The organism is uncultured Microbulbifer sp., assembly GCF_947489355.1.
In the GTDB taxonomy this organism is placed as follows: Bacteria; Pseudomonadota; Gammaproteobacteria; order Pseudomonadales; family Cellvibrionaceae; genus Microbulbifer.
The window spans coordinates 83,095-95,048 of the sequence record NZ_CANLDD010000005.1 but is presented as its reverse complement, the minus strand read 5'-3'; the positions used below and the strand labels follow the sequence as shown (position 1 = coordinate 95,048).

10 protein-coding genes are annotated in these 11,954 nt (G+C 52.3%); 6 read left to right on the top strand and 4 right to left on the bottom strand.

Annotated elements, in window-relative coordinates; translation table 11 throughout:
- Nucleotides 1-21 precede the first annotated feature (21 nt).
- Complete coding sequence (locus Q1A48_RS04315; protein WP_299941664.1) at nt 22-933, bottom strand: LysR family transcriptional regulator; 912 nt, start codon at nt 931-933, stop codon at nt 22-24.
- Between the two features lie 142 nt (nt 934-1,075).
- On the opposite strand from Q1A48_RS04315, the gene Q1A48_RS04310 reads away from it, so the two are divergent.
- Genes Q1A48_RS04310 through Q1A48_RS04300 form a run of 3 tightly spaced genes read left to right on the top strand, consistent with a single transcriptional unit; the run spans nt 1,076 to nt 3,928 of the window.
- Nucleotides 1,076-1,852, top strand: coding sequence for a (Fe-S)-binding protein (locus Q1A48_RS04310; RefSeq protein ID WP_299941662.1), 777 nt, complete (start codon nt 1,076-1,078; stop codon nt 1,850-1,852).
- The gene (locus tag Q1A48_RS04305; RefSeq protein WP_299941659.1) at nt 1,845-3,293 is read left to right on the top strand and encodes a LutB/LldF family L-lactate oxidation iron-sulfur protein; all 1,449 of its coding nucleotides are present in this window, start codon (nt 1,845-1,847) and stop codon (nt 3,291-3,293) included. The genes Q1A48_RS04310 and Q1A48_RS04305 overlap by 8 nt, the downstream gene beginning before the upstream one ends.
- Nucleotides 3,290-3,928 carry a lactate utilization protein gene (locus Q1A48_RS04300; protein ID WP_299941656.1) on the top strand — a complete coding sequence of 213 codons (639 nt, stop codon included), beginning with the start codon at nt 3,290-3,292 and terminating at the stop codon, nt 3,926-3,928. Before Q1A48_RS04305 ends, Q1A48_RS04300 begins: the two co-directional genes overlap by 4 nt.
- Before the next feature lie 118 nt (nt 3,929-4,046).
- On the opposite strand, the gene Q1A48_RS04295 is transcribed toward Q1A48_RS04300, so the two are convergent.
- Entirely contained in the window at nt 4,047-4,244 is a 198-nt protein-coding gene (locus Q1A48_RS04295; protein WP_299941654.1) for a hypothetical protein, read from the bottom strand.
- Nucleotides 4,245-4,745: 501 nt separating this feature from the next.
- Between Q1A48_RS04295 and Q1A48_RS04290 the strand changes: the two genes are divergently transcribed.
- From Q1A48_RS04290 to Q1A48_RS04280, 3 genes are all read left to right on the top strand, one after another.
- Nucleotides 4,746-5,489 carry a hypothetical protein gene (locus tag Q1A48_RS04290; protein WP_299941651.1) on the top strand — a complete coding sequence of 248 codons (744 nt, stop codon included), beginning with the start codon at nt 4,746-4,748 and terminating at the stop codon, nt 5,487-5,489.
- A 663-nt stretch (nt 5,490-6,152) separates the two neighbouring features.
- A complete protein-coding gene (locus Q1A48_RS04285) occupies nt 6,153-6,644 on the top strand; it encodes a redoxin family protein (protein ID WP_299941648.1) in 492 nt (163 codons plus the stop codon).
- A 91-nt stretch (nt 6,645-6,735) separates the two neighbouring features.
- Nucleotides 6,736-7,089 carry a helix-turn-helix domain-containing protein gene (locus tag Q1A48_RS04280; RefSeq protein ID WP_299941645.1) on the top strand — a complete coding sequence of 118 codons (354 nt, stop codon included), beginning with the start codon at nt 6,736-6,738 and terminating at the stop codon, nt 7,087-7,089.
- A 490-nt stretch (nt 7,090-7,579) separates the two neighbouring features.
- On the opposite strand, the gene truA is transcribed toward Q1A48_RS04280, so the two are convergent.
- Entirely contained in the window at nt 7,580-8,473 is an 894-nt protein-coding gene (gene truA / locus Q1A48_RS04275; RefSeq protein ID WP_299941640.1) for a tRNA pseudouridine(38-40) synthase TruA, read from the bottom strand.
- A 132-nt stretch (nt 8,474-8,605) separates the two neighbouring features.
- Nucleotides 8,606-11,836, bottom strand: a complete 3,231-nt coding sequence (locus Q1A48_RS04270; protein WP_299941638.1) for a FimV/HubP family polar landmark protein — start codon at nt 11,834-11,836, stop codon at nt 8,606-8,608.
- Nucleotides 11,837-11,954: the final 118 nt, after the last annotated feature.

Sequence of the window (11,954 nt, the reverse complement as noted above, 5' to 3'; positions counted from 1 at the left end):
ACAAACTTACACTTGAGACGCTCAGGTATCCTGAAACCAATCGGCATAGCTGCCATAGGCCGCTTCTGTATGATCTATCAGCAGCCTGACCGGCAGTGACAGCACCTTTGAAAAGGGGGAAACCGCGTAAACTCCCTGGCGCTTATCGGTCTGGTGCTTGAACAGCTGCTTCAGGGTTGCATTGCAAAGCTCTCGATGCACCAGACACCTGGGCACATAGATGATGCCGTGCCCCCGCAGGGCTGACCTCTTCAGCACCATGCCATTATTGCTCTCAAGACTCCCGCCCACCGCCAGGCTATAGCGCCCCTCTCTCCCTTTAAACAGCCAGTTTTTAGCCCCACCATCCTGCAGGCTGTAGATAAGGCAGTTGTGATCCAGCAATCGTTGAGGCGATTCCGGCGCTCCGTGCCGCTGTAAATAACCCTCTGATGCGCAAACAACCCAATCGGATTCAATCAACAAGCGCGCCTTGAGACTGGAGTCCTGCAGCTGCCCGGTGCGAATGGCAATATCGACACCATCGCGAATCAGGTCAACGTAATTATTATCCAGCCTTAAATCGACTCTGATCCTGGGGTATTTCTCGCAAAAATCAGAGATTGTATCGGCCAGAAGGATATCCCCCGAAATCGTCGGTACACTAATGCACACCTCCCCCCTGGGCTCGGCGTTGTACTCGGACACTTCCGCCAGTGCCCGGTCAAAACGTAAATTAATGATTCTGGCGTGCTCCCACAGACGCTTTCCCGCCTCAGTTAAGCTCAGGCTTCGGGTGCTGCGATAAACCAGCTGGGTTTTGAGCTCGGACTCAAGCTTGGAAATACGCTTACTAAAGCCCGGCGCCGACATACCGGCGGTTTTTGCAGCCTGATGAAAAGCGCCTGCCTCCACAAGCAGGCCAAAAAGTGCGAGATCACTGGCTGACGGCATATTGGTATTGATTAATAATTTTTTGGAAACAATATAATAATCTATTTTCTATATACACCCAATATCACAGTGATTACTCTGCATTCACCCCTGTATCCACAGCGGCTGAGCCCATTGAGCTCAGCATCGATTGAGGCCTGCTATGCAAACAGCCATCAAGCACTACCCGTCCAAACCGAAAAAAGTCTATCTGTACGCGACCTGTCTGGTTGATAACTTTGCACCACAATCCGGGTTGGATGCCATTGCGCTCCTAGAGCGCGAGGGCATTGAGATCATTTATCCCCAGGGTCAAACCTGCTGTGGGCAACCTGCATACAACTCGGGCTACGCCGAACAAGCCCAACAAGTCGCCATCCACCAAATAGCGCAATTTCCCCAGCCCTGGCCCATCGTTGTACTGTCCGGGTCTTGTGGCGGCATGCTGAGAAAACACTATCCCACGCTACTGCCCGACAGCCCTGAAGTGGCAGCCTTTTCAGAGCGGATCTATGAGTTCTCGGAGTTTCTGGTTCATGTACTGAAGATCAAGTTGGAGGATAATGGCCACCCCGAGCGCGTCGCCCTGCACACCTCCTGCGCAGGACGCAGAGAAATGGGCATTAGAGAACCCGGTGTTCAGTTGTTGCACCAACTGAACAATGTTATGTTGGTCGAACAGGCTTACGAAAGTGAATGCTGCGGTTTTGGCGGCAGCTTTTCTGTCAAGCACGCCGATATTTCCAGCGCTATGCTCGAAGACAAGACGCGGCACTTGCGCGAAGCTGACATCGACCTCTACGTCAGTGCCGACTGGGGCTGTATGCTCAACCTCAATGGTGCGTTCGAACACCAACAGCAAACTCTACGCGGTATCCATTTGGCCAGCTACTTACTTCAGCGCACACAGGCAGAACCAGAGCCCATTGACAATGCATAATTCACCTCGGAACTTTAAGCACAACGCACATCAAGCGCTGCAGGATAATACCATCCGCTCAAATTTCCGCGGCGCCATGGATTTCTTGCGCAACAAGCGCCGAGCGGCATTTCCCGACCGGGAAGATTTCGAGCAGCTTAGTGCCCAGGGGGCAGCGATTAAACAGCGTTGCCTGCAAAAGTTGCCACAACTGCTTGAGCAACTGGAGCAACAATGCCACAGCAATGGTATACAGGTACACTGGGCCGAGACCGCACAACAAGCCAATCAAATCGTGCAGCAACTCATCACCGATCGCGGTGGTCGCAGCGCAGTTAAGGGAAAATCCATGGTCACCGAGGAAATAGGACTCACCGACCACTTGAATCAATTCGGCATCGATTGTATTGAATCCGATATGGGCGAATACATTGTCCAGCTGGCAAAAGAAATCCCTTCGCATATCATCATGCCGGCCATACACAAAAATGCCGAGCAGATCGGGCACCTGTTTGCCGACAAAATACCCAACGTCAATTACACCACCGATGTTGACCGCTTAATCAATACTGGCAGGGAACAGCTTAGGCAGCACTTTTATGGCGCAGACGTTGGCATTAGCGGCGTCAACTTTGCAATCGCCGAAACCGGTACCCTCTGCCTGGTTGAAAACGAAGGCAATGGCCGAATGACCACAACCGTCCCCAACCTGCATATTGCAGTAACCGGCATCGAAAAAGTGGTGGAATTTTTGGCCGATATACCACCACTGCTTAAGCTGCTTACGCGCTCAGCCACCGGGCAGGCCATCACCACTTATGTCAATATGATTACCCGGCCACGCCAGGACGATGAGCGCGATGGTCCGAAAGAAGTGCATCTGGTACTGCTCGACAATGGCCGCAGCCAGGCGTTTGCCGACGACGAGCTTCGCAAAACCCTGCAGTGTATTCGCTGCGGCGCCTGCATGAATTACTGCCCCGTGTATACGCGCATTGGCGGTCATGCCTACGGCACCGTTTACCCTGGCCCAATTGGCCAGATTTTCACTCCGCATCAGCTTGGCCTGGAACAGACCAAGGACCTGCCCACAGCATCGTCCCTCTGCGGCGCCTGCGAAGAAGTCTGCCCTGTCAAAATACCCATTCCAAAACTTCTACAGCGACTGAGGGTTGAGTCCAATAAGCCCTCGCTACGGGTCAAAACTGAAAATTCAGACCGAACAGAACCGGTTGTGATGCACGGAGAAGGCAGTGCGCGCCGGCGGCTTGAGGCTTTGTTGTGGAGGGTGTGGGCCGGCATCTGCTCAAGACCTGCACTCTATCGCACGACCAGTTGGGCAGTAACGCGCGGCCGCCAGCTAATACCCAATTGGAAAAACGGCTGGACACAGAGCCGGACGCTACCCAAGCCCGCATCAAAGCCCCTTCACGAGCGACTTAAAAACAGGATTCACTCATGAATTCGGCCAAGCAGAACATCCTCGCCCGGTTAAATCGAACACCCCTGAGCGCAAAACACGCTTTCGCCCGCACCGCGCAATCTCCAGCAGAGCCATCAACAGAGTTTATGACAGAGCAGTTTGTCCAAGCCCTGGAGAGCAATCACGCAGAGGTGATTATCACGGTCCGCTCAGCACTTACACAGGTTCTGGGCGCTCTCTTTATCGAGAAAAAGATTTCCACCCTGCTCACCTCCGAGCGCACCCGGCATATGCTGCCAACTGCAGAAGCCCCCCAATATTCAGAATTTCCAGAGAGTATTGAAATATTTAAGCAGGCGTTATTTAACAAGATTGACGCATCCATAACCACTTCCCAAGGCGCCATTGCCGAAACCGGTTCAATCATCTTATGGCCAGATTCGGTAGAGCCCAGAAGCATGTCTCTGGTGCCTCCCGTACACTTGGTCCTGGTCGAACAAAAGAGTCTTTTTCCCGACTTTCAATCGGCCATACAGCGACAAGCCTGGAGCCAGGCCATGCCCACCAATGCCATTCTGGTTTCAGGCCCCTCAAAGACCGCTGACATACAGCAGACCCTGGCATATGGCGCTCACGGCCCGCATGCACTGGTCGTACTACTGTTGACAGGATAAATCTGTCTCGCCATTAGCCCAATACAATAACAAGCGCTATGAGCACAAAGGCTTTCACATTGAAATCAGCACTCGTCCGTACTGAATTTCTCTCGAATCAGGACTGACACAATCTGATCTATAAACCCCAGCTTGGGGTGCCAATGCATCGATGCCTTTTTCGTGCAATTTTCAACCAAGGAAAAATAGTTTTGCTACCTAACCCCAAGCTACGGATGACTTCTGCTGCTGACTCCTCATCAAATACGCGCTGGAGGGCAATTTCTCGGATGAGATGCTGCTCTTCATGGCTAAGTTTTCTGGCATCGTATTTCATGCGCGCTTTGATACCAAATTATATTAATTATTTCAGATCCATGAGCAATAGTTGGCAGCCTTGAAGAGAAAGTGACGCCATTTGGATTTTGCATCTGATCCTTGCACTACTGCCTACCGCGACTGACTAGGCACTGCTGGCAAACCTTAAAAATAAGAATAAAAACTCAATGACAAGTGCTCGACATTTGTCATGTATTGTCCAAAATAGTTAACGATGAATTGTAATAAAACATCGTATATTCGAGAGTTGCACTGTCCACTCATTGTGCCATATTTGTATATCGCGGACGTGAAACTCAAGCCCATGGAGCATCCCAGAGACATTACAAGGCACACCAATGTAGCTACCACTGATCGTTATATCGAGTAAAATTAACCTAATCTGTGTCAAGAAGCCGTGTAAAATTAGAGCGCAAATAGCCTGGTGTGTACATTTTTTACAGCGCTTTTGAATCCTCGTCATTCGGCTCCAGAAACTGAACGCAAAGGAGTAATCATCATGAAAAAGGCATTAATTACGCCTATTTTTTTAATCTTTCTATTTACTAGCCTTTCGACTACACAAACCATTGCAAATAATGGCGGGATAAATGCCAAAAAAGGAAATGCCAAACTCGCGGAGTTTGATATTGTTCATGCAAATATTGAGGCCGGCGATAATTGGTTGACATTTAAAATGCGTGTCAGCAACAAGGCAGGCCAATCGAAGCCAACACCTATTGGTAAACTGGAAGGCAGCGAAGCATTCTCATATGTATGGCCGACCAAAATTGATAGCTCTGCTGTTGGTTTTGACAAAGATCAGGGCGTCCTAGCAATGGTCATAGCATCTCACCCTGACTTCGACGATACACCCCTATTTGATGAAAATGGCGATGGTGATTTAGAAAATGACGGCACCGTATGGCATTCCCATTGGGTTGTTTTGGTGCCGGATGATGTTTGCGGCAAAGGTGCTTTGAAAGTACAAGATATCCCTGCCGGAGCGACACCTAAATTGCCACTAACCTGGCCAGGCCTACCCCTTCTGATTGACAGCCCAGGATATTCTCCTGTGATTGACGGCAAGCAAGTACTGGTTCGAGTGCCATTTCGAAATGCAAAAGAGCTGAAAGGTATCGCTTTCGATGGAGTAACTTCCGGTCTTCGTATTAATGAAAGTGCGCACGCACCGTTGTTTTGTGTTGTAAATGTCTTTGATGTTGCCTCCGGAGATTTATCGTTTCCCGGCAAGATTGAATAATTGATAGTCAGTGGGTGGCTAGTTTGGCCAGCCCCAGCTCAATTGAGCGCTTGATAATGCATTGCGTTGTTTGCAAGCAATTTTTTTGAATCAGCAACCACCCACGGAGCGGGTGGTTGCTGATTCAATAATTAAGACAATTCAGCTGCTGATTTCGAAAAAGATCTGGGTATTTTTGCCTTTGTCAATTACTTCCCATCCAGATTGTTATGATACATGATTAGTTGAGGAAAACGCCGATAGGAATTTTTAAAATGAAAGCACGGTATGAAACTCACACTGGATTGTTTCAATTCCTCATGATATCTGCGACAAAGGAGCGTTGAAAATCAAAGATACATTTGCAAGCAAAAAACAAAAATTGCCTGTAGCCTGGTCTATCTTGATAGATAGCCCCAGATATTTCTCTGTTATCGGTAAAACAGACGTGTTCGTACTGGTGCCATTTCGAAATATAAGGGCGTTAAAGGGTGTTTCCTTTTATGGTGTCACATCTGAGCTGTGGATTAATGAAAGTACCCACGCGTCACTATTGTGTGTTGTAGTTTTTTTGATGTGGCTTCTCAAGATCTGTCATTAACCGGAAAAGTTAAACAGGCTTTTTGATTGACAAGGGCATAATCCGGCTTTCAGTTATGCCTCATATTAAAAGAGGTGATTATTATGCAGGCGACGCTTAAAAAAGCACCAGAGCTGCACATTCAAACTTGGTTAAATACAAACGAAACATTATCTCTAGAGAAACTTAAAGGAAAAGTAATTGCCATTTTTGCATTTCAAATGCTCTGTCCTGGATGTGTAGAACATTCAATTCCCCAAGCGAAGAAAGTTTACCGTTTGTTTAATTCTAATGATCTTATTGTTATCGGACTGCATACAGTTTTTGAGAACCATGAGGCTATGAAAGAGGTATCGTTACGTGTTTTTTTGCATGAATACCGTATTGACTTTCCAGTCGGCATTGATATGCCTTCCAGTGATGGAAGCCCGAATCCAATGACAATGACCGCGTACCAAATGGGAGGGACACCAACATTAATCCTAATTGATCGAAATGGCTATCTTCGCAAAAAAAAATTTGGCCATGAACACGATCTGTTACTTGGAGCCGAGCTGGCAAGTCTTATTTCAGAACAACATTTAAACAACGCCTAGATTCAACTTGTAAGTGCATATCTCAATGGAGCTAGAAAAAGCGGCCAGTTGCCCGTAGGCTTCTCGCTTTTTCTCCGGCAAGAGTTATGCAATGAGACACTACAAGCAACTGACCTATGAGCAAAGATGCCAGATTGAGGCGTTCAAGAAAAGCGGTTTTACACAAGCAGAGATTGCGGTGGCTCTAGGCGTGAGTCAGTCAACGATATCAAGGGAGTTAGCGCGGAATAGTGGTCAATGCCGGTATCGACACAAGCAAGCCCAGAGGTTTGCGCTTTGGCGTCGTGAAGAGGCCAGAAAGGTAACAAAACTGACACCAGAGTTGAATAGCTTGGTTGACGGTAAGCTTGCTGAAAAATGGAGCCCGGAGCAAATCTCAGGTTGGCTGCTCAAGGAGCACTTGATACTGCAGTTAATACTCCATTTACACGAATATTGCTCTTGATGTTTGAGCAGCTAACACCTAAATCAGGCCCGTAGCCATGGATTGACTTGTTAGGAAGTTTTCCAGCGCCAAGAAGTTGCAAATCTCGATAAGGTCGCGGAATAAACGGGTTTGCAATATCGCTACAAGGAAACGGCGGGGCCAAATACCCCACCATAACTTCGAGGTTTCGCGCACAAAAAAAGACGCATACTGCCAACGGCGTCTTCCCGGCGCCTTGTAGATACGGGCTGCAAATTCCGGCTACGGCGCTAGCCGTAGCGCAACCAGTGTGCGCGCTAAGCGTAACGGCTTTCAATCCTATCTGTTGAATATTATGTCAATAATTGCTGTTGTATTCGATGACTTGCATCCCGGGCAAAGTGACCTGCATCCCTGTATCAGCCAGCGTGCCCATACTTCTTTAGCCACGCTTTGTTGATGTACTCTTGATGGGGAATGGGAGATAAAAATAAGCTGGATTTAGTCGCCTGAGCGTCCCATGGCCCGATTAAGTTTGCAATAACGCTCCCAGTGGTAAAGGCACCAGCAGCGGTCCCGGCTCACACCGGGGCAGTTGAAACGTTTGCGGGTATCGCACATCCACCAGGTAGAGGCCAAACGGCGGTGCGGTGACACCGCCGGCACAGCGATCTCGCTGGTCGAGCACGGCTTTTACCCATTCCGGCGGGTGCTCGCCGCGCCCCACCGCCATCAGCACTCCGGTGATATTGCGCACCATATGGTGCAGGAAGGCATTGGCACTGACTTCCAGCACAATCAGGTACCCGACGCGGGCAATATCCAAACGGGTGACTTCCCGCACGGGGCTTTTGGCCTGGCACTGGGAGGCGCGGAAGCTGGTGAAATCGTGGCGCCCCAGCAGGTGGCTGGCGCCCTCGCGCATGGCCGCGAGATCCAGGGGGTGTTGGGTCCAGGTGACTTCTGCCGCACTGTGAGCCGAGCGGGTAGGCGCGCTGTGGATCAGGTAGCGATAACTGCGCGCCTGGGCGGAAAAGCGGGCGTGGAACTGCGCGGGCATCTCTTGGGCCCAGCGCACCCGCACCGCTTCGGGCAAATTGGTATTCACGCCCTGAACCCAGGCCCGTTGCGGGCGCTGAGCACGGGTGTCAAAGTGAATAACCTGGTGGGTGGCGTGCACACCTGCATCGGTGCGCCCGGCACAGACCAGGGTTACAGGCTCTGCGGCAATCGTGGAGAGGGCCAGCTCAAGCTGGGCCTGTACGGTTTCCACGGCAGAATTCTGTTTCTGGAAACCGTGCAGCCGGGCACCACAGTATTCAATGCCCAAAGCAATACGATGCAGGCCCCGGGGCAGCTTCTCACCGGGGGGCACTTCCCCATTGGGCTTATAGCGGTATTCACGCGGTATCGACTGACACATATATCCACAATTACTCTTAAAAACCGACACACCTCAGGGTATGAGCTGCCCTCTGTAAACGCACCCCTTGTGGCACAATAAAAAAACCTCGCAGCCAGTGCGAGGTTTTTCGATGCGAATTGCAGTCGCGGTTTACACCATACGCTCCAGCATTTTCTCGGCACGGTTTTTGTGTTCACCTTCGCCATCCTGGGCCACCTCCTTGAGAATATCCTTGGCACCATCCTCATCGCCCATATCCAGATAGGCCTGCGCCAGTTCCAACTTGGTTTCCATCTCATCACCGCCTTCCAGCAGGCTCAACTCGGGACTGAGATCACTTTCCAGGCTGAAATCCAGATCGTCAAAATCAGATTCCACACCCTGCTCTTTCTCAATAACAGCCTCAAGCTGTGGCGTGGTTTTAGCCGCTGCCCCAGCCGAGGGTCCCTGGTCCTCTTCCAGGGTGAGGTCATCACCAGTGGGTGCATCAATCAGTGCCAATTCATCCTCAAGGGAGAGTTCCTCCCCGACGGAATCTTCACTTGGAGACAACGCACTACCGCCGGATTGTCCGTCAGAAGTTGTATCCGTCTGCACAGACAACGCTTCCATAGAGGACAAGTCTTTGGCGATATCGTCCAGGTCGATACTGTCAAGATCCAATTCCGATTCCAGCTCGCCTCCGATCATTGCCAGCTCGTCTTCGGAAATCGCCTCCAGAGACAGACTCTCCTCAATACCGGCATCCTTGTTTTCCGGCCCGGCATTACTCCCGTCAATAGATTGCACTTCCAGGGCGCCATCCAGAACAAGGGTATCAGCACCATCCGCGGCGAGAGGGGCACGCTCTTCCCCCTTGACCCCAGCCTGATCGTCCATCATTGACAGGTCCAGCTCAAAATCCAGACCATTACTTGAAGCGTCGGCGGTCTCCTTTCCGGCATTACCCTCAGCGGCCTCACCTGTATCAGGTGCCTTGGTCCCGGCATCCAAAGCGACCGTATCCAGTTCCAGGGAATCCAGCTCCAGACTGTCAAGGTTCAACTCATGATCCGGTTCCGCCTGAGTCTCAGCACCAGGCTGCAGGCTGCTGTCGGCGAGGACACTGTCCAGGTCCAATTCATCCAAATTGAACTCAACAGCCGGGGAGGTGGACGCTTCCCCGGCGGTCCGGGCCTGCTCTTCGGGTGTTGTTTCCAGATCCAACTCCAGGTCCAGGGATAAAGCCTGCCCGGCAGCGCTGTCAACGCCTTCGCCGTCATCCAGGGTCAAGTCCATGGTCAGTTCATCGAGCAGTGAGGTATCCTCCTCAAACGCATCGCCCGGGTCCGAGGCCATCGGCTCGGCACTGGAATCCAAAACCAGCGATTCGCTGGATGGGACCAGATCCCGCTCAGCACCCATATCATCCAATTGCGCGGCTTCCAGAGATTCGCTGGAAAAATCCACCGTGGGCGCCTCGAAATCCGGCGCTCCCGTGATAGTCTCGCGCAAACGTGCAGCGCGGTCGGCGACCGGGCCGTCGCTGATAGCCAGCAGCTGGCGGTAGTGATCGTCGAATTTCTTCACATCCTGATTATGGGCGTACACTTCCATCAGCATCAGGCGCGCATCCACCACCTGTGGGTCTTTTTCCAGCCCTTGCAACAGTTTGCTTTCGGCCTTTTCGTACTGGCCCAGGGACAGGTGAATTTCCGCTTCCGAGACCGGATCATCGGTGCCTACATCCTCCAGGTCAGCGAGATCGAAGGTGTCATCCGCTTCCATACTCTCCACAGCAGCCAGGGTTTCATCCGGCTCGAGCATCTCTTCGGGCATCCCTACCGGCTCCTGCTCAGGGGCCCTGCGTTGATCCAATGGCTGCTCGACCTCCTTCTGCTCAGCCTTTCGACGACGCCAGGTAAAAAGGCCAAATACGCCCGCCAGCAAGCCTGCGGCACCAATACCGATCAGCTGCATATTACCGCCGAGCCTTTCCATCAGGGTGGGCTCTGACTTGGTTTGTACGGAAACCACACGATTGCGCGCTTCAGGCTCCGCGGCTGCGGTTTCCTCCTCGAGCTGCTCTTCGGGCTGCTCTATAGTGGCATTGAGCGGTTCGCCTTCCTCGGCGGCAAGTGTGCCATCCAGGGGAGGTTCATCCTCTGCGACATCCATTTCAGCGGGATCGAACAGGGGATCGGACTGCTCTGCGGCGGACTGTAGCGCATGCATCTCCTCATTGGAGACGTCGACCAGGGCCTCCATGGTATCTATCTGCTCATCGAGTTCTGAAATGCGCTCGCGCAGTTCAGTATTTTCCAACTGGGATTTATCCAGCTCTTCCTCGGCCAGGGTCAGGCCGCCTTCCAGCGCCTCACTATCCCCCACGCCACTGCCGGAACCGGAGGTAACAGATTCATTATCGGCGGGTGCGGATAGGCTTACACGGCCTTCAACTCCGCCGCTTGCGACATCCTCTTCCTCTACCACGCGGGCATCCAATGGCGCGCCTGTCGCTATTTCTTCCACATCACTGCGCAGGCGCCAGGAATCGTTCTGCTCGGCAACTTGTGAAATCGCCTCGGTGAGACTCAGGCTGCGCAGGTCGTCGGCATTGGGCAGGCGCAGTACGGCACCTTTTTTCAACAGATTGATATTGTTGCTGATAAAGGCTTCGGGGTTCAGGCGCTGAATGGCCAGCATCGTCTGCTGCACGGAAAACGCCCGGCTAACCCGGTTTTCAAGGGCAATTTCCCATAGCGTATCGGAGGAGGAAACAGGGCCGTAGACCTGGCTGTTGTTCGTGTTCTCTATACTGCGCGGGGGCTGGCGGCGCGCGGGCTCGGGTTGTTGCACCGCCGGGGTTTCACGGGGCTGTTCAACCTCGGGCTGGGTTGCCGACTGCTGCGTTGACTCTGCCGGGCGCTGTACCGGTGTGTCGCGGCGCACCTGTTGGCGCTCGCGCTCCGCGGCGCGCACCGGTTGCTGGGTCGTATTCGGCGAGAATGCCGGCAGGTCCATCAACAGGGTGTACTCGCGCAACAGACGTCCGCTCGGCCAACGGGTTTCGACAAGGAAATTCAAATAGGGCTCACGGATCGGCTCGCGGCTGGATATGCGGATCACCGGACTGCTGCCCGAGGAATCCACATCGAATTGCAGCGATGTGAGCAAGTAGGAACGCTCCACCTCCGCGCGCTCGAATTCCTCCGGCCCCGCGAGGCGGACCTTGATCTCCGTATTATCCAGACCGCGTGTCTGAAGCAGTCCGATTTCCGCGCTGAGCGGCTGATTCAGGGTGGAGTTGAGCTTGATCTCCCCCAGTCCGAGCGCCAGGGCCGCGTTGCTTCCCAGTGCACCGACTAGACCAACTGCAAGTGCCAGCTTACGCACACGCATATCCGATTCCCTTTATTGTTAGAATCTGCCCAGGGCTTTCGAAAAGCGCAGCTTCAGAAAATCCCCATTACTGAACGGTAATCGTTCGACTATCTGACCGCCGTGCAGGCAGCCGCCA

What these genes read in the sequence shown, in the direction of transcription:
- Q1A48_RS04315 (WP_299941664.1), bottom strand. Translation starts at nt 933, where the DNA reads ATGCCGTCAGCCAGTGATCTCGCACTTTTTGGCCTGCTTGTGGAGGCA.
- Q1A48_RS04310 (WP_299941662.1), top strand. Translation starts at nt 1,076, where the DNA reads ATGCAAACAGCCATCAAGCACTACCCGTCCAAACCGAAAAAAGTCTAT.
- Q1A48_RS04305 (WP_299941659.1), top strand. Translation starts at nt 1,845, where the DNA reads ATGCATAATTCACCTCGGAACTTTAAGCACAACGCACATCAAGCGCTG.
- Q1A48_RS04300 (WP_299941656.1), top strand. Translation starts at nt 3,290, where the DNA reads ATGAATTCGGCCAAGCAGAACATCCTCGCCCGGTTAAATCGAACACCC.
- Q1A48_RS04295 (WP_299941654.1), bottom strand. Translation starts at nt 4,244, where the DNA reads ATGAAATACGATGCCAGAAAACTTAGCCATGAAGAGCAGCATCTCATC.
- Q1A48_RS04290 (WP_299941651.1), top strand. Translation starts at nt 4,746, where the DNA reads ATGAAAAAGGCATTAATTACGCCTATTTTTTTAATCTTTCTATTTACT.
- Q1A48_RS04285 (WP_299941648.1), top strand. Translation starts at nt 6,153, where the DNA reads ATGCAGGCGACGCTTAAAAAAGCACCAGAGCTGCACATTCAAACTTGG.
- Q1A48_RS04280 (WP_299941645.1), top strand. Translation starts at nt 6,736, where the DNA reads ATGAGACACTACAAGCAACTGACCTATGAGCAAAGATGCCAGATTGAG.
- truA (WP_299941640.1), bottom strand. Translation starts at nt 8,473, where the DNA reads ATGTGTCAGTCGATACCGCGTGAATACCGCTATAAGCCCAATGGGGAA.
- Q1A48_RS04270 (WP_299941638.1), bottom strand. Translation starts at nt 11,836, where the DNA reads ATGCGTGTGCGTAAGCTGGCACTTGCAGTTGGTCTAGTCGGTGCACTG.